The sequence below is a fragment of the Lactiplantibacillus modestisalitolerans genome (assembly GCF_005405425.1).
GTDB classification, from domain to species: domain Bacteria; phylum Bacillota; class Bacilli; order Lactobacillales; family Lactobacillaceae; genus Lactiplantibacillus; species Lactiplantibacillus modestisalitolerans.
The window spans coordinates 67,292-88,095 of the sequence record NZ_BJEA01000009.1; the positions used below are offsets into that span (position 1 = coordinate 67,292).

Annotated in this window: 19 protein-coding genes and 2 pseudogenes; 8 read left to right on the forward strand and 13 right to left on the reverse strand. The window is 42.3% G+C overall.

Annotated features, from left to right (window positions below):
• Positions 1–33: 33 nt before the first annotated feature.
• On the reverse strand, positions 34–297 hold the full coding sequence (locus FFM79_RS12845; RefSeq protein ID WP_137642521.1) for a DMT family transporter: 264 nt from the start codon (positions 295–297) through the stop codon (positions 34–36).
• 5 nt (positions 298–302) lie between these two features.
• On the opposite strand from FFM79_RS12845, the pseudogene FFM79_RS05750 reads away from it, so the two are divergent.
• The 5 genes and pseudogenes from FFM79_RS05750 to FFM79_RS05770 all read left to right on the forward strand — a co-directional run.
• A pseudogene (locus FFM79_RS05750) lies at positions 303–1,477 on the forward strand (IS256 family transposase).
• Between the two features lie 636 nt (positions 1,478–2,113).
• Positions 2,114–2,617: a DUF536 domain-containing protein gene (locus FFM79_RS05755; protein ID WP_033609920.1), complete on the forward strand. Its 504-nt coding sequence runs from the start codon at positions 2,114–2,116 to the stop codon at positions 2,615–2,617.
• A gap of 2,048 nt (positions 2,618–4,665) precedes the next feature.
• Positions 4,666–7,470: a cation-translocating P-type ATPase gene (locus FFM79_RS05760; protein WP_137642522.1), complete on the forward strand. Its 2,805-nt coding sequence runs from the start codon at positions 4,666–4,668 to the stop codon at positions 7,468–7,470.
• Between the two features lie 59 nt (positions 7,471–7,529).
• Complete coding sequence (locus tag FFM79_RS05765) at positions 7,530–7,784, forward strand: hypothetical protein (protein ID WP_137642523.1); 255 nt, start codon at positions 7,530–7,532, stop codon at positions 7,782–7,784.
• 56 nt (positions 7,785–7,840) lie between these two features.
• Positions 7,841–8,296 (forward strand): annotated as a pseudogene (locus FFM79_RS05770) (replication initiation protein RepA); the annotation flags it as partial.
• Positions 8,297–8,654: 358 nt separating this feature from the next.
• Here FFM79_RS05770 and FFM79_RS05775 read toward each other — a convergent pair.
• The 5 genes from FFM79_RS05775 to FFM79_RS05795 all read right to left on the reverse strand — a co-directional run bounded on the left by FFM79_RS05775 (position 8,655) and on the right by FFM79_RS05795 (position 11,893).
• Positions 8,655–9,824 (reverse strand): relaxase/mobilization nuclease domain-containing protein, encoded by a 1,170-nt coding sequence (locus FFM79_RS05775; RefSeq protein WP_137642524.1) that lies wholly within the window; start codon positions 9,822–9,824, stop codon positions 8,655–8,657.
• Positions 9,806–10,159 carry a plasmid mobilization protein gene (locus FFM79_RS12730; RefSeq protein ID WP_170177393.1) on the reverse strand — a complete coding sequence of 118 codons (354 nt, stop codon included), beginning with the start codon at positions 10,157–10,159 and terminating at the stop codon, positions 9,806–9,808. The genes FFM79_RS05775 and FFM79_RS12730 overlap by 19 nt, the downstream gene beginning before the upstream one ends.
• A gap of 467 nt (positions 10,160–10,626) precedes the next feature.
• Positions 10,627–10,896, reverse strand: a complete 270-nt coding sequence (locus FFM79_RS05785) for a helix-turn-helix domain-containing protein (RefSeq protein WP_001748276.1) — start codon at positions 10,894–10,896, stop codon at positions 10,627–10,629.
• Complete coding sequence (locus tag FFM79_RS05790; protein ID WP_001748275.1) at positions 10,883–11,254, reverse strand: type II toxin-antitoxin system RelE/ParE family toxin; 372 nt, start codon at positions 11,252–11,254, stop codon at positions 10,883–10,885. Before FFM79_RS05790 ends, FFM79_RS05785 begins: the two co-directional genes overlap by 14 nt.
• A 51-nt stretch (positions 11,255–11,305) precedes the next feature.
• Complete coding sequence (locus tag FFM79_RS05795) at positions 11,306–11,893, reverse strand: site-specific integrase (protein ID WP_039098794.1); 588 nt, start codon at positions 11,891–11,893, stop codon at positions 11,306–11,308.
• Positions 11,894–11,969: 76 nt separating this feature from the next.
• On the opposite strand from FFM79_RS05795, the gene FFM79_RS05800 reads away from it, so the two are divergent.
• Both FFM79_RS05800 and FFM79_RS05805 read left to right on the forward strand, forming a co-directional pair.
• Complete coding sequence (locus tag FFM79_RS05800) at positions 11,970–12,248, forward strand: type II toxin-antitoxin system Phd/YefM family antitoxin (protein WP_003586674.1); 279 nt, start codon at positions 11,970–11,972, stop codon at positions 12,246–12,248.
• Positions 12,248–12,604 (forward strand): type II toxin-antitoxin system YafQ family toxin, encoded by a 357-nt coding sequence (locus tag FFM79_RS05805; protein WP_056986335.1) that lies wholly within the window; start codon positions 12,248–12,250, stop codon positions 12,602–12,604. Before FFM79_RS05800 ends, FFM79_RS05805 begins: the two co-directional genes overlap by 1 nt.
• A 122-nt stretch (positions 12,605–12,726) precedes the next feature.
• Here the strand turns inward: FFM79_RS05805 and FFM79_RS05810 are convergent, their stop codons facing one another.
• Positions 12,727–13,185: a hypothetical protein gene (locus FFM79_RS05810; protein ID WP_017866851.1), complete on the reverse strand. Its 459-nt coding sequence runs from the start codon at positions 13,183–13,185 to the stop codon at positions 12,727–12,729.
• A gap of 265 nt (positions 13,186–13,450) precedes the next feature.
• Here FFM79_RS05810 and FFM79_RS05820 point away from each other — a divergent pair, with 265 nt between their 5' ends.
• Positions 13,451–14,626, forward strand: a complete 1,176-nt coding sequence (locus FFM79_RS05820; protein ID WP_137642526.1) for an IS256 family transposase — start codon at positions 13,451–13,453, stop codon at positions 14,624–14,626.
• 35 nt (positions 14,627–14,661) lie between these two features.
• Here the strand turns inward: FFM79_RS05820 and FFM79_RS05825 are convergent, their stop codons facing one another.
• From FFM79_RS05825 to iolG, 6 genes are all read right to left on the reverse strand, one after another.
• A complete protein-coding gene (locus tag FFM79_RS05825; RefSeq protein ID WP_137642527.1) occupies positions 14,662–14,985 on the reverse strand; it encodes a DMT family transporter in 324 nt (107 codons plus the stop codon).
• A gap of 79 nt (positions 14,986–15,064) precedes the next feature.
• On the reverse strand, positions 15,065–16,477 hold the full coding sequence (locus FFM79_RS05830) for a sugar porter family MFS transporter (protein WP_137642528.1): 1,413 nt from the start codon (positions 16,475–16,477) through the stop codon (positions 15,065–15,067).
• Between the two features lie 39 nt (positions 16,478–16,516).
• On the reverse strand, positions 16,517–17,554 hold the full coding sequence (locus tag FFM79_RS05835; RefSeq protein ID WP_137642529.1) for a Gfo/Idh/MocA family protein: 1,038 nt from the start codon (positions 17,552–17,554) through the stop codon (positions 16,517–16,519).
• Positions 17,555–17,576: 22 nt separating this feature from the next.
• On the reverse strand, positions 17,577–18,629 hold the full coding sequence (locus FFM79_RS05840; RefSeq protein ID WP_137642530.1) for a Gfo/Idh/MocA family protein: 1,053 nt from the start codon (positions 18,627–18,629) through the stop codon (positions 17,577–17,579).
• A gap of 59 nt (positions 18,630–18,688) precedes the next feature.
• Entirely contained in the window at positions 18,689–19,594 is a 906-nt protein-coding gene (iolE, locus tag FFM79_RS05845) for a myo-inosose-2 dehydratase (RefSeq protein ID WP_137642531.1), read from the reverse strand.
• A gap of 18 nt (positions 19,595–19,612) precedes the next feature.
• Positions 19,613–20,644, reverse strand: a complete 1,032-nt coding sequence (iolG, locus tag FFM79_RS05850) for an inositol 2-dehydrogenase (RefSeq protein WP_137642532.1) — start codon at positions 20,642–20,644, stop codon at positions 19,613–19,615.
• Between the last annotated feature and the right edge of the window lie 160 nt (positions 20,645–20,804).

Genomic DNA, 20,804 nt, shown 5'->3' on the forward strand with positions numbered 1-20,804 from the left:
CAAATTTTAAATTAATCATCAAGTAGATATTACCTATTTTTTCACTAATACGACTCCTAAAACTAATAAGCAAACACCAAGAAGCCGACTTGGGCTTAATTCAACGCGATCAGCACCAAATAAGCCAAAATAATCAATTATAAGCGACATTATCAATTGACCACAAATAAATATTGTAAAAAAAGGAGAGCGTAAAATATCTTGTGTAAATGCATAAAAGATTTCTGAATTGTATAGAAATAGGGAATGCCTTCCCTTATGATATTTAGTAACCACAGAAAACATCACAGGAGGCATTCCCCATGAATGAACTTACCACAGAAATTATCGCTGCACTAGCCCAAAAGCAAGATTTGGACGAAGTTTTTCGTCACCACCTCGAAATTGCGATTAACCAGCTGCTTCAAACCGAATTGGTAGAGTTTTTGGGTTACGAACGCTACTCATACGCTGGGACTAACACTGGTAATAACCGCAACGGCAGTTATGAGCGCTCGTTTGATACGAAGTACGGCCAACTTAACTTAACCATTCCTCGAGATCGCAATGGCCGGTTTAAAAATCATACCTTGCCAGCCTACGGTCGGCACAGTGATAATTTAGAAACAACGGTCATTCAGTTGTATACCAAGGGAATTACCACTGCTGAAATTGCCGAACTAATTGAGAAAATGTACGGTGCTCACTACTCCAAAGCCACAGTTTCCAACATGACAAAGCCGTCAATGAACAGGTTCAAGCTTTCCAGCAACGTCGACTGGCTTCACAATATGCGGCCATCTTCTTAGATGCCACTTACTTGCCGTTAAAGCGGGATACCGTTCAAAAAGAAGCCGTTCATATTGCGATTGGCATTCGTCCAGATAGTACGAAAGAAGTGCTGAACTACCAAGTGGCGCCAACGGAATCGACTGGAATCTGGACTGAACTGCTGGGAACCTTGATCAAGCAGGGCGTTAAAGATGTGCTGTTGTTTGTGGCCGATGGGTTAGTTGGTTTGGATGAAGGCTTGAATCGGCATTTCCCTAAAGCCAAACGACAACGTTGCCTGGTTCATGTTGGGCGGAATCTGATGAACAAAGTTCGCGTAAAAGACCGCAAGGCCGTGATCAGTGACTTTAAACAAGTTCATCGGGCCGCCAACCGTGAAGCAGCCGAACTGAAACTGAATGAGTTCGCCAACAACTGGCATCAGACCTATCCCAAATTAATCAAAGATCTGCTTAAAATGCCGAATTTACTCACTTTCATGGACTTTCCACCAGCTATCCGGCAATCACTATACGCCACTAACCTGATTGAGAACTTTAATAAGCATCTCAAGCGCACCACCCACCGCAAAGAACAATTTCCAACGGAAGATTCACTGGATCACTTCCTGGTTTCTCAGTTTAATGTTTATAACGAGAAGTCTCTGAAGCGGATCCACCGAGGGTTCAAAGGACTCCAGGACACCTTGGAAGCATCATTTATTTAAGTTAGATACATATTATATGTACGAAGACATTTCATTTACACAAGATTCTTGACGCTACCAAATAACCAGAGTTATGTATTAAAAGATGTAAAAGAAAAAGGAAAATCAGAAGGTTGGGTTGAAGATTAAACGAATCCTAACTATTTAATAACTTTACATTTCGAAAGAAATTAATTAGCTTAAATACTGATACCACAGTGTTTTGAATTGACACTATAAAAATAGTGTGATAAATTTTAGACAGATAAAAGGCCGGTACGCTAATACCGACCTACATGGACTGCTTCAAAGGCAGTGACTAATTACAGATAGACTAAGCTACCCTATAACTCGCCAAAGTTATAAATAGGGTAGCTTTTTTTATTTGGTTTTGTTGTCTCGATAAATTTGGTAAGCAAGTCTTGCGACTGCTAGACCAAACCAACACCAAGCTAACATGGCTGAAAACCTTTCCTAGTATGGGTGCAGTATATTGCATACGCACCACCACCTTTCAAGCAAAAACAGCCACTACCCTTAAAACTCTCCACGATAGAATTATATCATATGTTGAGAGACGTGTTCTAAGCCCTCGTTCAGTGTTGAAATGGTATAATCTATCATAGTGAACATTCAAAAACGTTAGGAGAACGATTCATGAACAACAATGAACGATTATATAAAATATCTGAAATAGCTGATATTGCAAAGGTTAACAAAACTAAAGTGTGGCGGTACATTCGTGATAATAACATTTCAGAACGTTCAATGAAAGGAAACGCGAAACTATATTCCGAACACACTAAAGACGTTATTATAAAGGCGTTTTCAAGTGAATCCGTTCACCTTGCAACTGAAACGAAAGCAGATACGTCACGAATATTGCTTGAACAAATAGACATTTTGAAGGGCGAACTTGAACGAAAGAACGATCAATTAGATAAAATGCAGTCATTACTTGACCAGCAACAACAACTCAACTTGTCTACCAACCGTCAAAATGAAAAGCTACTCGATACCACTACGAACAACACCCCTTCACAGGACGATAGGCCTCTGCAAAACGACGATACAGACGTTTTAAAACCTACCGAGGGTAATTATGAGGGGAAAGAAACTAAGACGCCTAAAAAGGGCTTATTCGGCTGGCTGAGACGTTAAAAATACCCCTTTGTCATATTATCGGCAAAGGGGTATAATACTGTTTGTAACTAAATTAAATAGACAAAAAAATTCCCTCGGGGGCTAAGCCGGGGGAACACGTAAATCATTCAAGGTTATGTGTTCATTCTACCTACTATTGTAAGATTTTTCAAGTAGGTAGAGTTGAATTTTTCTGGATCACGGGGGAGCCAAGCCCCGTTACTAGAGTGGCAACATTCTAGCCAAGCCAACTAATCTTACCTTTCGGGGACTGACAGCCGGTTAGCGGAGCTAATGAAACAAGTCGACAGGTCAAGTGAGAGCCGCCGCTATAAACTCCCACTAGGAATTAATCTATACTTGTATTTAGGTTAGTTCCGAACGGCGGCCCCACGCACGGGGCGGGCGGTAAAGCAGTACGAAAGTACAGGGCTATTACGCAAGGCCAGTGATCCAAACAACTAAAAATAAATGATTGCTGGCACCTATAAAGGGTGCTTTTTTTATAGGCTAGATTAGTTAGGCTAATCTACAAGCGCAATAGTAACAATACAAGTGTTTTTACGTGACGGTGATTCGTGACGAACAACAAAAAGTTTTCTTCTTCGCAAAACAAGGGGAAAACTATATCCCGCTCAGGTTCAAGCGTTCTGAACAGCAAAGGGCAAGCGCACTAAACTGGTTTGACCTTGAGAGTTAAGATCACGTGGTTGCGTGCAGATAGGTTAAACTAGGGTGTTATTAATGTACTAATCGTCACGTAGACCACAAAACGTTAAGAACTAACTACTAACGATAGACACACTATTAATATTATATAGTCTCAGCCTAGGCGGGTTCTAAGCCGACATGTTTCGGACAATTATACATGAAACGTCATTATCACAAATTAACTTATATACGTAGAATAATAAACTTTCACAAATGTAAAATACTGGTATATTAACATTTACAAATTTACTCTATTTTCACAAAGTATCGTTATCGTATGATATCGGTAAATATATAGCTTGCTATCGTTGATATAACAAGGATTTACACACTTCACAAACTTTAGCTTTTAATACTAAGCGTTATGTTAACTTGATTGAATTGAGTGGCTGCACCGAGCTTTCATAGTGCTATACTGTAACCGTGTTGACATGACACGCTACTTTCATTTTTGAAATGGGTGTAATTGATCTGATTTGACACGGATTAATTCTTTCTAAAAGTATGTGACCTATCATTAATTTGATAGGCCTTTTTGTGTGCTTATAAGAAACCTAATCAGCTTTATACGCTAAAAGGTGTAAAAAACTAGTTAAAAGCTGTTAATTCCTTATGCTCCCACGCTTTGTTCGTCCGCTACCATTGACAGCAAACAGTTAGTTTTTCTGAATCTTAACAAGAATTTAGCGGCTATGTTCTTGTTAAGGGCCTTATTTTTCGTTTTTAGCGGTTTTGAGACTGTTTATATATATTTATACCAAAGCAAAAAGAAAAAGCCCTCAACAGGCTCTTAGAGGGCTAAATAACGAAGCCAGGACGATTAATAATATCTTCTTGTCTTTTTTTCAAAATATAAGAAGCTGTCTAGTATCTGCTGCTGGCGATTAAGCTGACAGTGCTGCTAGCCTGCGGCGCCGGTTACGTCCTGGCAGGCGACCACCCCCACAAGCAGTCGCGCGCTGAACGCTAGTCGTAACAGCGTCAGTAACCTTTTACCGCAAACAGCGGCGTCTTCGCGCTCCTGCGCAGGAGCCACTGTTTCGAGTTCAAATCACCGCTCTTTCTCTACTTCGCCTTCCTCCTCAATAGCAAAGGGTCCCCCGCTTATAGTTCATCTCCTTGCTCAGTTTTGCATTTAGCACGAGCATTGTTCACAGTTTAGCGACTAGAAAACGTGCACGTTGCCCACGCCACCGGCGGCCCGGGCCAAATCTTTTGACAGCAACATTAGGTATCCTTTAAACTAGCAATAAAAGGTAACTAATTCAAAAAATTCGGTTGGGCGGTGCTCAAGAAAGCTTTCTCGGGGAGGAAAGCGATTCTTGGGTGCGGCCTTTTCTTATTGGAGGAAACTTATGACCCCTTACAACGAACACAAAGCAGATGTCCTAAAGCGCTTGGCCACCAGCCGGCAAAGCGGCCTCACCAGTGAAGAAGCACAGGCCCGGCTCACCCAGCATGGCCCCAACGCCTTGGCCGCCAGCAAGCCCCTACCAGCCTGGCGCCAGTTTTTGGCCACCTTGAAAGAACCTTTGGTGATTATTTTATTCATCGCCGTGCTATTGGCTTGGGCCAGCGCCGGCTATGACTTCTTCGTGCGCCACGACCCCAGCCATGGTATGGCGGCAGTGTATGAAAGCATTGCGATTCTGCTGCTGATTTTCGTTAATGCCGGCCTCTCCTTCTGGCAAGCCAAAAGCGCACAAAAATCCCTGGACGCCCTGAAGGTGATGGCGGATCACCACGCCAAGGTCCTGCGCGATGGCGACTGGCTGACGGTGCCAGCCACCGAGCTGGTGCCTGGCGATATTGTCAGTGTCAAAACCGGCGACTTCATCGAAGCCGACGTTCGCTGGCTCCATGTCGCCGAGCTGCAAACCAACGAAGCCCACCTCACCGGCGAAGCGGAACCTGTGCAAAAACAAACCCACGCATTGGGCGCTGACGTGCAAATCGGTGACCGCACCAACATGGGCTTTTCTGGTGCGACAGTGACGCATGGTAACGGCCTCGGGGTGGTGGTTGCGACCGGCATGCAAACCGAGCTGGGCAAAATCGCCACCTTGCTGGATCAAGTCAAGGACAAAAAGACCCCGATTGAACGCACCATTGCGAGCCTGACCACCAAACTGATGATGGTGGCGATGGTGATTGTGGCGTTCACGTTGCTGGTGGAGCTCTTGAAAGCCTATCAGCAAACTGGCAGTCTCTCCTTCGCTGCGCTGGCCGAATCCCTCTCTACGGCGATTGCCTTGGCGGTGGCCGCGATTCCCGATGCGCTACCGGCGGTGCTGTCAATTGTGCTCACGGTCGGGGCCACGATGCTGGCCAAAAACAACGGTCTGATCAAGTCCCTGAACAGTGTGGAAACCCTAGGGGCCACCAGCTACATTGCCTCAGATAAAACTGGTACCTTGACCAAAAATGAAATGACTGTCACCCGGTTTTATGCCAATGGCGCCAGTTATGTAGTGGAAGGCGACGGCTATGAACCAGTAGGCGAAATCATCCCTGATGACGAAGCCGACACCCCCGGCTTTTCGCGCTTCATGATGGCCGCTGTCCTGAATAACGAAGCGGCGATTCAAACCGACGACGAAGGCCGCAGCCGCCCGTATGGCAACCCCACCGACGTAGCTCTGGTAGTGATGGGCCACAAATTTGGTATCGATCGCGATACGATTTTGAGCAAAGACCAGGCGCAGGACATCGACATCATTCGCGAACTGCCGTTTGACAGCGACCGTAAAATGATGAGTGTCGTCATTAAAGATGGCGACCAGTATCAGGTGCTGACTAAAGGTGCGCCAGACGTGATTTTAGCCAAAACTGATGCCATTCTGGACCACGACCAACTCGTAACATTGCCAGCTGGTCAAACTGCGGTAGAAGCGCAGGTCAACCGCTTTGCCGAACAGGCGCTGCGGACGCTGGCGGTGACGCTGCGTGACATCGACGAGGATCTGGCGTTGCATGGTAGCACCGCTGAGCTTGAGCAGCACCTGACCTTACTAGGCATTGCCGGCATCATTGACCCGCCGCGGCCGGAAGTGCGTCAAAGTGTGACCACCTTGCACCAAGCCGGTATTCAGGTCGTGATGATCACCGGCGATCACGCAGTCACCGCCCGCGCGATTGCCTTAAAGCTGGGCATTGTCACCGACCCTAGCGCCCGGGTAGTGGAAGGCAAGCAGCTGGAAGCCATGACCGATGAAGATTTGTTCCGGCTCGCGCCAAGCATCCGCGTATACGCCCGGGTGTCGCCGGAGCACAAGCAGCGCATCGTGCGCGCCTTGCAGCAGCATGGCGAAACCGTGGCCATGACTGGTGATGGCATCAATGACGCGCCAGCCTTACGCGCTGCTGACATTGGCATTGCCATGGGCATTAATGGCACCGAAGTCACCAAAGACGCCGCAGATCTGATTTTACTGGATGATAAATTCACCACCATCGAGCGCAGTGTCCGCGCCGGCCGCACCATTTTTGGCAATATCAAAAACTTTATGCGGCATGAGTTAACCACCAATGTCGCCGAGGTGTTGGCGCTGCTGTTCGGCGTGCTACTGATGACGCAACCCGTCGGCCAAGTGTCGGCCACCACCCCAACATTAACGGCGCTGATGGTGCTGTGGGTGAACATGATTTCCGATGCTTTACCGAGCTTTGCCCTCGGCTATGATGTGCCAGAAGCTGACCTCATGAACCAGCCGCCGCGCAATGTGAAACAATCCATTTTGCATGGCATGCTCGGGCGCATCTTCCTGCGCGGTATTGTGATGGGTGGGCTCGTGTATGTCGCCTTCATCTGGGCTGCCAGTCAAGGCATGAGCGGCGCAGAAGCGCAAACCCTCGCCTTTTTGACCCTGGTGTTTGGCCAGCTGTGGCATGTGTTCGACGCGCGTAGCACCCGCACTTTGTTCGCCCGCAACCCGTTTGAAAACTATCAGTTGCTGCTGGCAGTGGCTTTCGCGGCGGTGGCTTCATTACTTGTCACCATCATGCCGTTCTTCAACGAAGTGATGGGGACCGCGCCACTTTCTAGCACGCTGTATGCTGCGGTAGTCTTTATCCCGGCGCTACCGACCCTCATTTTGTCTGGAATCAAAGAACTGTGGCTGCGTTGGCATCGCCCGCCGGTAGCCCCAGAGCATGATTAAAGATTGTTTTTTCGTGCCAGATTGCCTACAATCGGGGTAACCATATCGAGGTGAGCCAGTTGAATGTTTATCATGCGCTGAAAATGATTCAGATCGAGCACCAGCCCCTCAATCATCGCCAGGTCGTGATCACCGATGAAAACGGCAAGCCGCTTTCGCAGCTGACCGATCTACTATGTGATTGTCTCAGTAAAATCGACCTTTTCGTTGATTTGCCCAGCACCGACACGGCCAGCGATGTCATCGATGACCTGCATTTACTGACGCCCTTGCCGAATGACGTGCTGGACGAATACCAAAAAGTCCTCGATTAGCCGATTTGAAGTGCCCTACAATTGTTAGACAAGAAGTCTAACGATTGTGGGGCATTTCTTGCACTAACTTTTCACCAGCTGAAATTGAAACCCAAAACCGGGATTTAGTAAAACATGCTGACGAGTTTTTAACCGATCCAGAAAGTGGCTGGGAAGTCTTCTTAGAACCCGAAGCCATTCAACTGCTCAGTTTCTGGTGTCGAACACCACAACAAATGCGACGCTTTATCCGCATCATTTTGAATGCTAAAAACAACCTCGAAAAAGAACATCAAGCCTTAGGAGTCAAAATTAATTTAGGTGACGATACGCTTAAACCACTGATAACTAAGACCTTGAGAAGATACTTTAACGTGCTCAGAAGTAACGAGAAGCATGTTAAGGACGTGGAAAACTATTTGTACGGGACCATGACGAATCTGTTCGGTATTTACTGGAATAAACTAGCTGGGGCTAAATATCGGGCGCAACACTCAGAAGAATTCAAAAATCAAGGGGTCATTTCAGATTAGCTCTAAAATCGTTTCTCAGCCGTTTTAGTTAACTGGCATATAAATACACCAGAGCTGATTTAAAATGGCTTAGAAACGATAAATATAGCCAATAATAAGCGAAAAAATACGCTAATTGGTTTCAAAATCCTAAATTCATGTCAATAAAACGCCAATTTGGTTTAACCCTGAAATAAAATTGTCAGCAATTGAGGACGCGGAAACCTGAAAGCTTAACTTGAACTAACCGAAATACTTGGTCAATAACCAGAAAATAAGGCCTGTCAGAATACCAGTCGGGATCACAGCCAGCAGATAATTCTTAATTTCATACCACGAGAACCGCTTTTTCGTGGTTTGTAACTGCTGATCCATTTGATCAGCGACTTGGGCCATCGTCTCTTGAATGGTCTGGTTCACTTGGTCGCTGAGTTGGCTGAGGCGCTGGTTGTTTTTGGCTTGTTCGGTTTGAATTTGTTTGAGCGCGGTCAGATTTTCCTGACTGATCAGGTTGGTCTGCTTTTGGAATGCTGCGTAGGCGCTTTGTAAGGTCTGTTTTAATTGGGCTTGCGAGCTGGCGTTGCTGCTGTCTAAGTTGTTTAAGGTCGTCTGAAACTGTTGGTTGACTTGTTGGGCGGTCTGTTCGATCTGATGAAGTTGTTGATCGAGGGACGTTTTGGCTGTGGCTTGCAGTTGAATCTGAGTGCCCTGGTAATTCCGGAGTTCGGCTATGGTCTGATTGAGCTGGGTCAATTGTTGGGTTAACGGTTCGTTCTGGTTGCTGGTTGGTTCTTGTTTGGTTTTGTCGGCTTGCCAACTCATTAAAAATCGTCTCCTTTTCATAATCAAGCCCGAGTTTGGTTCCCCGAGACTTGTAATTGGTCCCTAATAGCTGATAGGTGAGATTTTTGCCCCGTTCCCATACTTTAACTGCCTGTTGTTTCAAGTCGTCCTGAAAGGCCTGAAAATCGCGAATCAGGGGGTTCTGCATGGTGTGATCGACGGCTTGGCGGATTTGATCTTTCCAAGTGGGCTGCTGTTTAGCCCGGAGCTTAATTTCGGCCATTGAGCGTTTCTCGTGACGGTTAGGATCGGGCCGGGTGACCATTAAGCCATGTTCCTGGCACACTTGATCCGTGATGTGGACTAAGTGATCGCGATATTGGTGCCAATTACCGTGCATTTTTTGCCCGGTTTCCAGGTTAATCGCGCCAATGACGGCATGGACGTGTAACGAATCGGTATCGGCATGTTCATAAAGGGCCACCTGTTGATTGGGATAGGCTTTGGCATAAACTTCTTTGGCAACGGCTAAAACCGTTGTCTGATCATGAGGATCTTGCGGATTAAATTCCAACGGGCTAAAGGCAATCCGGCTGGCATACGCTTGGGTTTTACCAGGATTGCCATAGACGGCCCGCACTTGTTTAAATTCGCTTTTAGCGTACTGAATATCTAAATTGAGGCCATCTTTTTTGATGGCTCGTTTTTCAGCGTAATTGACTAACCTAGATGCACTGGTGGAACGTTTTATGTGAGTTGTTGCCATACGCGTTGCACCTCGTTTTGTAAATCCTTTAATGCTTGGGGATCGATTTGACCACCTTGATTAGCATGATGGGCCAATTGATTAAGATTACCGCCAATTTTAGCTAACTGATGAGTGATGTTCTGGGCATCTTGGGCAGCAATCTTAGGGGCAACTAAGCGCGCCCCCTGGGCCTTCTTTTTGACAAAAGCCGGCACGGACAGATTTAAAGTTTGCGCGGAACGCACCAGCTTTAAATAGTCCGGTTCACTCACCCGAAAATTAATTTGTTTGCTAGCCTGACGATGAACCTGAGTCGTCTTTTTTGTGCTAGCCAGATTTTGTGGTTCGTTCACAAGTCCCACCTCCGTTGCCCTGCGGGCAAAGTTATTCGAGATATCAAAAGTCGGATCAGCCGTCGGCTGATGACCTCCTAATGATAATCGAATAATAGAGGGTTGGCAAGCAACCCGCATGCTAGCCACAAGACTACGTTTGTGGCAGCTGCGGTGCTTGCAAGGGGGACAGCTAACGCTCCCCCTTGACCCCCAAGTTCGCTGTGCAATGCCAAAAGTGGTTAGCCGATTGGCTAGCCACTTTTTGTCAAAGCTTCGCGTTTTTACTCAAAATTGCTATCGGAATTTGAGTAAAAAAGTCTTCCAGACAGGGGCTGTCGGCCGAATGATTTTGCATCATGAGCATGCCTTCAGCAGTAGCCTTTCAGGCGGAGTTTTGCGCAAACGGCGCAAGCTAATTTAGCTTGATCAAAAAAGCAGCAGTTGATTTAATCAACTGCTGCCAAATACCTCTTTAAAGGTCTAACTTATTGAGTAAATTCAATTTTAATTGTTTTACCCATAGCATGGGCAATTTCAGCTAGTTTATCAAACGTTACATTATCGCCACGTTCGATTCTAGCAATGGTGGATTGAGGGACGTTTGCTCTTTCAGCTAAATCGGCCTGAGTTAGGCCAGCTTCTTCACGAGTATGATACAACGCTAAGGCACTGGCAGATTTTTCCTTGTCAGCATGATAAGCTTCAGCAAACTTAGGGTCTTTTAATTCCCGGGTTAAGATATCATTGATTTTCATTTTGACTATCCTCCCATTCAGTTCGTAATTCAATCGCATGTTTAATTTCAGCGGGTGGTGTTTTTTGTGTCTTTTTGGTAAACCCATGGGTAATCACATATTTTGGTCCCTTAACGTGAAAGTATAATGCCCGTTGAATATTACTGGATACCTTACTTCTTAATTCATATAAATTTTTAGCTGATTCTATTTTTTTAACCCAAGTCATGCGTTGAGCGACTAGTAAACCTTGATCCTGCGTATCTGTAATCACTTGCAGTAATTTAGCGCGATCTTTAATTGGCAGTTGCTGTAACCATTCATCGAATTCATCATGACCATTGGGACGTTTGTAAGTTTCAAATTCTGGCTTTTCCATATTTGAATTATACCATATATATTATTATTTTAAAGTTATACGCTATTGCATTCAACCAAAATCAATTTGATCTAGCATCGTTTCAGTACTAGCCTGGTCTAAGCCTAAATAAGCTAAAGTCATTGCTTCACTGGAATGATTGAGCAAATTCATGACCAAACCAATATTATAATTAGATTGTGTGTAGACGCGATAAGCCCCGGTTTTGCGCATCGTATGAGTACCCAGATAATTAATTCCTAACAGATCGCCAACCTTACTCATGATTTTGTAAAATTGTTTTTCTGTAATATGGCGCTCGGGGTGTTGAATGGAAGGAAAGAGCCATTCAGAGGCTAGTCTATGATCAAGTAGCCATTGACGGTACAATAAGAGCTCTGTTTGAACTGGTTTAAGATACAAGGTATTAGGCTTACCTGTTTTTCGGTCGTGAATGAACGCATTTTGTTTAATAGAACCGTCCGGATTAAAAATATCGGTTTGTTTTAAGCGCATGACATCACTGACTCGCAACAGTGTCGCTTTACCAACTTGAAAAACTGTATAGTTACGCCGGCCAGCTTTAAAGTTGTTGAGTAAGGTATCTTGAACCTCTTTGAGAACGTTTGAATCTTTGATGGGTAAGACAACTTGTTGCATAGTTTTAGCTCCTTAAAAAATTGATTTTTAGTACAAATTAAAGTACAATATTAAGTACAATGAAAGGGTGGTAAATATGACATTAGCACTAACACAGAGCGATTTTCGCGCTAACCTAAAAAAATATTTAGATCAAGTTAATGACGAAGACGAAACCGTTTATATTGCTCGTTCAAATAGTCGCGCAGTAGCCATCGTTTCACAAGAAAAAATGGACTGGCTAGAAAGAGCATTAAAAGCTAAAGAAGGTTCGTTAGAATATGCAATTGCACGTGATCAGTTAATTAAACGCCATGTTTTACCTGACGATGAAATTGTTGAATCAGATGATGATTATTGGGGTCAGTTTAAATAATGAAAAAACTAAGATTTAAACCACGTGCAACCTTTAATGCTGATCTAAAACGGTTAGCCAGTTTAGACCAATCTATTATTGATGAAGTTCGAGCAGCCATTGACCTGTTGCTTGAGCAACAACAATTACCATCAGAATTTGAAGATCATGAGCTTAATCGGCGAATGAGCGGTTATAATGAATTTCACTTACGAGATACCCCGAAAAACAAAACACCAAGCGAAACTAACGATGTCCTGGTGGTTTATACGATTGATAAAGATGAATTAGTCTTAATTGGCATTCGAGTCGGATCGCATGATCGTTTATTTCCTGGTCAAAATCGTTCCAAAAGGTATCGAAAAAATGACGAATAAGAGAAGTCATTTATACCATATAAAAACAAATAACCCCCAACATCTACATTATAGATATTGAGGGTTATTTTAACAATGATTTTGAGGGGCGATTTGTTAATAATAGACCCTAAAATGATTATTTAAAGTGTTGTGAAAGTTAAGATTCCTAATAAGAAACAGCAAGCACAAATACCATAAATAGAAATAGTCTTGTTTCTTTTTTCTTTATCTGTAATCTTTAATGCGTGGTCATACTGTATCTTTTTCCTTTGTATTGTTTGGTTTTTTAAAAGTTCCATAAAAAAAGCAAAGAATAATGCAAAAAAACCAATGGAATCTGTAAATCCAAGCATAGAAAAATCTCTTTCAAAAATAGCAGTATAAATACCAATTGTAAGACTAATTAATGCTAAGGCTCCAAATAAGAGGCGGAATTTATTAAACTTTTGAAAAGTACGGTAATGTTTTCCATATAAAATTGGTAGTCTACCAAGCTCAATAATGCTTGTTTTTTTTCTTTTTTCTTTTTTTGTAGTGTAAAGATAAGAAATTAAAAAAAACAACGTTAAAAGTAACAATAAATCAATAAAAAAGGTCATAAGAAGTCTTCTTTCATGGATTAAACAAATTTAGAGAACATTTTTTATAATTTTCTCATAAGTATAAAAAAAAACAAGGATTCTTTTGAATCCTTGTTTTTAAGTTTTAAGCGGCTATAGCCAAAGCTAGTATACCTACAAATATAATGAGAGCGTAAAATATCTTGTGTAAATGCATAAAAGATTTCTGAATTGTATAGAAATAGGGAATGCCTTCCCTTATGATATTTAGTAACCACAGAAAACATCACAGGAGGCATTCCCCATGAATGAACTTACCACAGAAATTATCGCTGCACTAGCCCAAAAGCAAGATTTGGACGAAGTTTTTCGTCACCACCTCGAAATTGCGATTAACCAGCTGCTTCAAACCGAATTGGTAGAGTTTTTGGGTTACGAACGCTACTCATACGCTGGGACTAACACTGGTAATAACCGCAACGGCAGTTATGAGCGCTCGTTTGATACGAAGTACGGCCAACTTAACTTAACCATTCCTCGAGATCGCAATGGCCGGTTTAAAAATCATACCTTGCCAGCCTACGGTCGGCACAGTGATAATTTAGAAACAACGGTCATTCAGTTGTATACCAAGGGAATTACCACTGCTGAAATTGCCGAACTCATTGAGAAAATGTACGGTGCTCACTACTCCAAAGCCACGGTTTCCAACATGACTAAAGCCGTCAATGAACAGGTTCAAGCTTTCCAGCAACGTCGACTGGCTTCACAATATGCGGCCATCTTCTTAGATGCCACTTACTTGCCGTTAAAGCGGGATACCGTTCAAAAAGAAGCCGTTCATATTGCGATTGGCATTCGTCCAGATGGTACGAAAGAAGTGCTGAACTACCAAGTGGCGCCAACGGAATCGACTGGAATCTGGACTGAACTGCTGGGAACCTTGATCAAGCAGGGCGTTAAAGATGTGCTGTTGTTTGTGGCCGATGGGTTAGTTGGTTTGGATGAAGGCTTGAATCGGCATTTCCCTAAAGCCAAACGACAACGTTGCCTGGTTCATGTTGGGCGGAATCTGATGAACAAAGTTCGCGTAAAAGACCGCAAGGCCGTGATCAGTGACTTTAAACAAGTTCATCGGGCCGCCAACCATGAAGCAGCCGAACTGAAACTGAATGAGTTCGCCAACAACTGGCATCAGACCTATCCCAAATTAATCAAAGATCTACTTAAAATGCCGAATTTACTCACTTTCATGGACTTTCCACCAGCTATCCGGCAATCACTATACTCCACTAACCTGATTGAGAACTTTAATAAGCATCTCAAGCGCACCACCCACCACAAAGAACAATTTCCAACGGAAGATTCACTGGATCGCTTTCTGGTTTCTCAGTTTAATGTTTATAACGAGAAGTCTCTGAAGCGGATCCACCGAGGGTTCAAAGGACTCCGGGACACCTTGGAAGCATCATTTATTTAAGTTAGATACATATTATATGTACGAAGGCATTTCATTTACACAAGATTCTTGACGCTACCAAAAAAAGACGCATAGCTAATCTTTTTGGGGATGATAATCATTGCAGAGACAATCAAAGCACTCAGAATACCACCCGTCCAGTTCCAAATGTGCCCATCTGATAAAGTAGGATGACGTATGCCGTCTTTTTCTAATGCAAATGCTAAAAGTACCATTAAAATTGCCCCAATAAAATTACTAATTGCCCCACTTAGATAAGTTGAATTTAAATCTAATTTCAGTTGTGAATTAATACCGCTCTGTATGGGTTGCATTAAACCAGCTAATATTGATAAGAGTAGAAAAAGGGCAAATTCCATGTTAATCACTTTCTTTCTAAAAAATCTCCAGTAGATTAAATCCTACTGGAGATCAGTGTACTGTTCTTAAAACATTGAGTTAACGATCATACTTGTTTCTAAAATATTTTTCAACATCTTCAAGTGGCACACCCTTAGTTTCGGGAACGCGCAATGCAACAAATATTATACCTAATACACAACATGCAGCAAAGATATAGAATGTGTTTGACATATTCCACTCAATTAATACTGGAGATAATAATCCAACCACAAAGTTACCAATCCAAAGGACAAAGATTGTGATTCCAGTACCTATTCCACGATACCGTTGTGGGAAAATTTCTGAATTAATTAACCATGTAACTGGTCCTAAAGTACCTTGGAAGAAAATGATATATAAATAAACTAGAATAACAATAGTAATGCCGGCCCAACTTGCATCTGGAGCTGTTGAATGAATAACCCCAGCAGTGACTAGAGTGATTCCGCAAATCGTCAATCCTGCAAATTCAAGTTTTCTACGACCAAGCCAATCAATCGTAAACATTCCAAGAACCGCCCCCACAATTGACAGGAATCCGTTCCCCGCATTTAGAATTGCAGCAACAGTAGTATTAAACCCTGACTCTTGAATAATTTTACCGCCGTAATACATAATGGAATTAATGCCTGCAAACTGTTGAATAATTCCTAACATCGATCCAGTAATTAATATTTGAACAACCCAACGTTTACTAACTAATTCTTTAAAAGTAGCCTGTTCAGCATTCTGTTCTTTATCAGCTCTATCTTTCTCTTTGATGTCTTCCAGCTCAGAATCAACGCTTGCTGCAGCACGAATTTTACGAAGTACTCCAAGTGCCTTATCCATCTTTCCTTGCGACACTAACCAACGTGGTGATTCTGGAATTAAATACATGCCTAACCAAAGAATAATTCCTGGAATGGTACCTAATCCAAGCATCCACCGCCAAATAGCTGCGTTTTGTGCACCAAGTGGCGTTAATGCAGCATTGACACCAAATGCAACAAACTGACCGGTCACAATCATCACTTGCGCAGTCGTAACCATTTTTCCACGAAGTTCAGTTGGCGCAACCTCAGCGATATACACTGGAACGTTTGCAGAAGCTGATCCTACGGCCAATCCCAAAATAAACCTAAAACCAATTAGTACACTAATATTTGTTGCAAAAGCACAGCCAAGCGCACCTACAGCAAAAATAATTCCTAAAATGGTTAGAATCTTTTTACGACCAATTTTATCAGCTAACGGTCCACCGATAATCGCGCCAAATGCGGCACCAAGAGTCAATCCGGAAGAAACAATTCCTTGCTGAAAAGCTGTTAGGTTTAATTGTCCTTTTTGTGCCATAAATTCAAGCGAGCCATTGACAACACCAGTATCGTAACCAAATAATAACGATCCCATTGTTACGATAATTGTTGCTAGCCAAAGAAAACCAGCATGGTTGTTCTTTGAATTTTCATTTTTCTCACTAACGTCCATGTTTAAAGCCTTCTTCCTTCAACAGGTAAATTACCTATTTTATAAATTAATCTCAACCAATTCACCCGTATCAGCAGACTTTTGACAAGCCTTAGCAATTTTTAAAGCTTTAATACCATCGTCAACAGTTACTTCTGGCTGAGTTCCCTTTGAAATATTATTAATGAAATCTTGTACTTCATCCGTAAATGCTGTATCAAAGCGCTCACCAAAACTCTGCAAGGATGGGCGTGTTACACCATTTTCATTGAAAACTGTGACACGATTTAAATCAGGATGTTCGCCAACTCTTAACCAGCCATTTGATCCCATAATTTCAAGTTCTACTTGATTGCCATGAGCAGCATGTCTGCCTCCGATTAGTGTCGCAATTACACCGCCATCCATCTTTATCTGAGCAACGCCGGTTTCAGATTCACCAATATCTTCTAATTGCGGTGCTGCTAAGTTACTAGTTAATCCATATACCTGAACAGGTTCTTGCCCACTAATCCAGCGTAACAGATCAACATCATGGATATTCATATCAACGAAAATACCACCAGAATCTGCCTCTGTAGCGAATTTAGTAAAGCTTTCCATTCCAGAGATTGGATCAATGCCATATCCGCGCATATAAATCACATCACCAATACCGCCTTCATCAACAATTTTCTTAGCGTATTGATATGATTCATCATATCGGCGCATAAAACCACTCTGAAAAATCTGGTTAGGATGCTGTTTGATGACTTTGGCCATCTCATCTACTTCTTTAAAGTCAAGACCAAGCGGCTTTTCACAAAAAACATTCAATCCGGCATTCATAGCATAGATGGTCATTTCGGGATGAAAAGGCGTTGGAGCAACAATAAAGATTGTATCGATATCCTCTTTTTTAATCATTTCTTTATAATCTTTATAAGTAGACTCAATACCCAAGTCATCATGCGCCCATTGCAACTGATCCTCATCTAATGCGCAAGCCGCAATTAAGTCCACGCCCTGGATCTTTTCAACTAAGTGTCGCGCATGCCGCGATCCTAGTCTTCCCAACCCAATAATTGCTGCTTTGACTGTTTTGGTGTCTGTGATCATTTTCGTAACCTCCTAACTAAGCTTATTCCGTTACAGATTCTGCTTCTTGATAAAATGCTGGCGTTTCTGGGAAATCAAGGTCTTGCTTTGCACCATCTTCAGCTAATGATTTCAATGCAGCATCGGCAGTAACGGCAGCAATATAACCATCCCATGATGAAGGACCAACTGGTGATTCATCTTTCGAAACATGGTTAATGAAGTCGCGGAATTCAATGTCATAAGCACTTTCAAAACGAGCTTTCCAGTCTGTAAGAATTGCAGTACTATATTGAGCATTTAGCCGAGTTGCAACTTGTGGTACCGTTGGTAATTCTAGAACTCCTTCTTCACCAATAACATCACACTTGATATCGTAACCATATTGGCAACGAACAAAGACTTCATTAATGATATTGATACCAGTCTTTGTTTCAATCATAACAATTTGCGGATCTTGAATTTTAGCATTTTGCACATGACGAGTTTGCTTTGGACTGAACACCCGAATATTAGCGTACGTATCATTAACTAGCCAGTGATCAATATCGATTTCATGAATGGCCGTTTCAATAATTGAGCGAGATGAATCGTATTCCTCTGGTTGAGTTTGGTTATAATGGCGTTGGTCCATCATTAACGGCTTACCAATCACACCATCATCAATCATTTTTTTCATTTGAACATACTCAGGTGCATAGTGACGCATGAACCCAACTTGAAGCATCCGCCGACCGAGCTTCTTTTCTGATTCAATAATGTCTAAACATTGCTTGGCGTCTAATGCAAGTGGTTTTTCACAGAATGTAAATTTACCGGCCTTTAATGCTGCCATTACAATTTCGTAATGTGCCTCATTGCTAGCTGTACATACCACTACCTCAACATCAGGATCATTAATTAAATCATGATAATCATCATAATCCTTTGCAGATAGCCCTAACTTATCCAGAGCCTTTTGTGCTTTTCCCGGAACAATATCACAAACTGCTGTTACATCTACATTGGCAATCGTTTTTGACAAACGATGCATATGATCAGAGCCAATAAAACCAATACCAACAATACCTACTTTTGTTACATGTGATTCAGTCATAATAAACAAGCCCCTCTTTATTTGTATTTATAAAATGTTTGCATGTTTCTAAATTAAAATTATTTACCTTCAATAACGTGTTCTTGAATATATTTGTGGGCAATTTGAGCCATTTCAAGTGGATTAGCTTTAGCTGGATCCTGTTCAGCTTCTACTACAATCCATCCCTTATAATTATTAGCAACTAACTTATCAAACACCGGCTTAAAGTCTAAATCGCCATCACCAGGTACCGTAAACATCCCATTTAAGAAGGAATCTTGGAAAGTTAAGCCTTTTTCACGGCATTCCTTTTCCTTGTTACGACGAACGTCCTTAAAATGAACGTGAACAACCCGATCAATGTGGTCATTAAGTAATGACATATAATCACCATCAGAAACGGCGATATGGCCTGTATCATAAAGTAATCCAACTAACTTAGGATCGGTATTGGCCATCAAACGATCAGTTTCTTCTTTAGTTTGAATCCCAGTTCCCATGTGGTGATGATAAGCTACTTTAATCCCATACTTAGCTGCGATTTCACCATAATGGTTCAAGCCCTTGCAAACTTCATCCCACTCCTTATCGGTGAAGTGCGGTTTATCAGTGAAAATATCAGCAGTATCTGAGCGTTGAATTGTATATGTTTGTTCAGAAACAACTGCAATCGGTGCATTTATGGCATGTAAGTATTGACAATGTTTTTCAAAAGCTTCGCTCGCCTTTTCAATTCCATCCCGAATGATAAAACTACTGAACCACTGACCTGCAATGTGTAAATCACGTAATTTCAATTCATAGTTCAATTCATCTGGACCTGGGAAGAAGCCACCAACCTCAGTGCCTTGGAACCCAGCAACTACGATGTCACTTAACAATTGTTGTAAGTTATTATCTTTCCCAATTGAAGGAATATCATCATTCCGCCAACCAATTGGAGCAATTCCCCATTTAATATCCTTTTCAATGTTTGAACTCATTTTCATAACCTCCTAGGTTTATTTAATATCCTTCACTTTAACTGGTCTCCCAGTATCTAACGATTTTTTAGCGGCTTGGGCCAATCGAATTGCCCTAATACCGTCTTCAAATGTACATTCGACTTCATGGTTCCCTCGTACTGCATCTAAGAATGATTCAAGCTCATCTTTATATGCGTCAATATAGCGTTGCAGGAAGAAGAACATTGGCTTGTCACCGCTTACAGAATCCTTTCCAGCAAACGTTGTAGTACTGTCATTAACGTTATCTGCGTGAGCCATCCCTTTAGAACCAAACAATTCGATTCGCTGATCATAGCCATAAACTGCTTGACGACTGTTATCGATGACACCCATCATGCCGTTCTTAAAAGATAAATTGATAATCGCTGTATCAATATCCCCAGCTTTACCAATTTCTGGATCAACTAAAACGTTCCCAGTAACAAATACTTGATCTACTTCGGCATCGGTAATGTAGCGTGCCATATCAAAATCATGAATAGTCATATCCATAAAAATCCCACCAGAACGCTTTACATAGTCCATCGATGGTGGCTCAGGATCACGGGAAGTGATTTTTAGGATTTGCTCATCGCCAATGTCCCCATTAACTCGATGATCAACAATCCGGCGAAAGTTCTTATCAAAACGGCGGTTGAAACCAACCTCAAATTTAACTCCACATTGTTTTACAACATCAAGCGCTTTCAAGATTTCCTTATCATCAAAGCCGACCGGCTTTTCGCAGAATATATCTTTACCTGCTTTTGCTGAATCAATTGTAAATTGTGGATGTAAATCAGTTGGCACACAAATTAGAACAGCTTGTACATCTGGATCTTCTAAAACCTCGTGATAGTCTGTAACAATATTTTGAGCCGCTTGATATTTTTCTTTCCAGTTATCCGTCGCAATTAAGTCACAAACATATTTAATAGTCACGTTCGAAATACGCATTAAATTTTTATAATGAACATTTCCTATACGTCCCATCCCAATAATACCGATTGTGATATTTTCGCTTGTGATATTATTACTTTTATCCATGTTGATGCCCCTTCCTGTATGATTTTGTTAGGTGAGCAATCACTTGTGAAATAATCACGCTATTGCGATATTTAGATTGATTTCATGCGCTCAGCTCATCGCCTTGTTCGCTTAAAGAATAACCGGTATCACTGACATTGTCAACCCAATAATAAATGTT

Coding starts and splice junctions, on each gene's coding strand:
- FFM79_RS12845 (WP_137642521.1), bottom strand. CDS start 297: ATGCCTCCTGTGATGTTTTCTGTGGTTACTAAATATCATAAGGGAAGG.
- FFM79_RS05755 (WP_033609920.1), top strand. CDS start 2,114: ATGAACAACAATGAACGATTATATAAAATATCTGAAATAGCTGATATT.
- FFM79_RS05760 (WP_137642522.1), top strand. CDS start 4,666: ATGACCCCTTACAACGAACACAAAGCAGATGTCCTAAAGCGCTTGGCC.
- FFM79_RS05775 (WP_137642524.1), bottom strand. CDS start 9,824: ATGGCAACAACTCACATAAAACGTTCCACCAGTGCATCTAGGTTAGTC.
- FFM79_RS05785 (WP_001748276.1), bottom strand. CDS start 10,896: ATGAAAATCAATGATATCTTAACCCGGGAATTAAAAGACCCTAAGTTT.
- FFM79_RS05790 (WP_001748275.1), bottom strand. CDS start 11,254: ATGGAAAAGCCAGAATTTGAAACTTACAAACGTCCCAATGGTCATGAT.
- FFM79_RS05795 (WP_039098794.1), bottom strand. CDS start 11,893: ATGCAACAAGTTGTCTTACCCATCAAAGATTCAAACGTTCTCAAAGAG.
- FFM79_RS05800 (WP_003586674.1), top strand. CDS start 11,970: ATGACATTAGCACTAACACAGAGCGATTTTCGCGCTAACCTAAAAAAA.
- FFM79_RS05805 (WP_056986335.1), top strand. CDS start 12,248: ATGAAAAAACTAAGATTTAAACCACGTGCAACCTTTAATGCTGATCTA.
- FFM79_RS05810 (WP_017866851.1), bottom strand. CDS start 13,185: ATGACCTTTTTTATTGATTTATTGTTACTTTTAACGTTGTTTTTTTTA.
- FFM79_RS05820 (WP_137642526.1), top strand. CDS start 13,451: ATGAATGAACTTACCACAGAAATTATCGCTGCACTAGCCCAAAAGCAA.
- FFM79_RS05825 (WP_137642527.1), bottom strand. CDS start 14,985: ATGGAATTTGCCCTTTTTCTACTCTTATCAATATTAGCTGGTTTAATG.
- FFM79_RS05830 (WP_137642528.1), bottom strand. CDS start 16,477: ATGGACGTTAGTGAGAAAAATGAAAATTCAAAGAACAACCATGCTGGT.
- FFM79_RS05835 (WP_137642529.1), bottom strand. CDS start 17,554: ATGATCACAGACACCAAAACAGTCAAAGCAGCAATTATTGGGTTGGGA.
- FFM79_RS05840 (WP_137642530.1), bottom strand. CDS start 18,629: ATGACTGAATCACATGTAACAAAAGTAGGTATTGTTGGTATTGGTTTT.
- iolE (WP_137642531.1), bottom strand. CDS start 19,594: ATGAGTTCAAACATTGAAAAGGATATTAAATGGGGAATTGCTCCAATT.
- iolG (WP_137642532.1), bottom strand. CDS start 20,644: ATGGATAAAAGTAATAATATCACAAGCGAAAATATCACAATCGGTATT.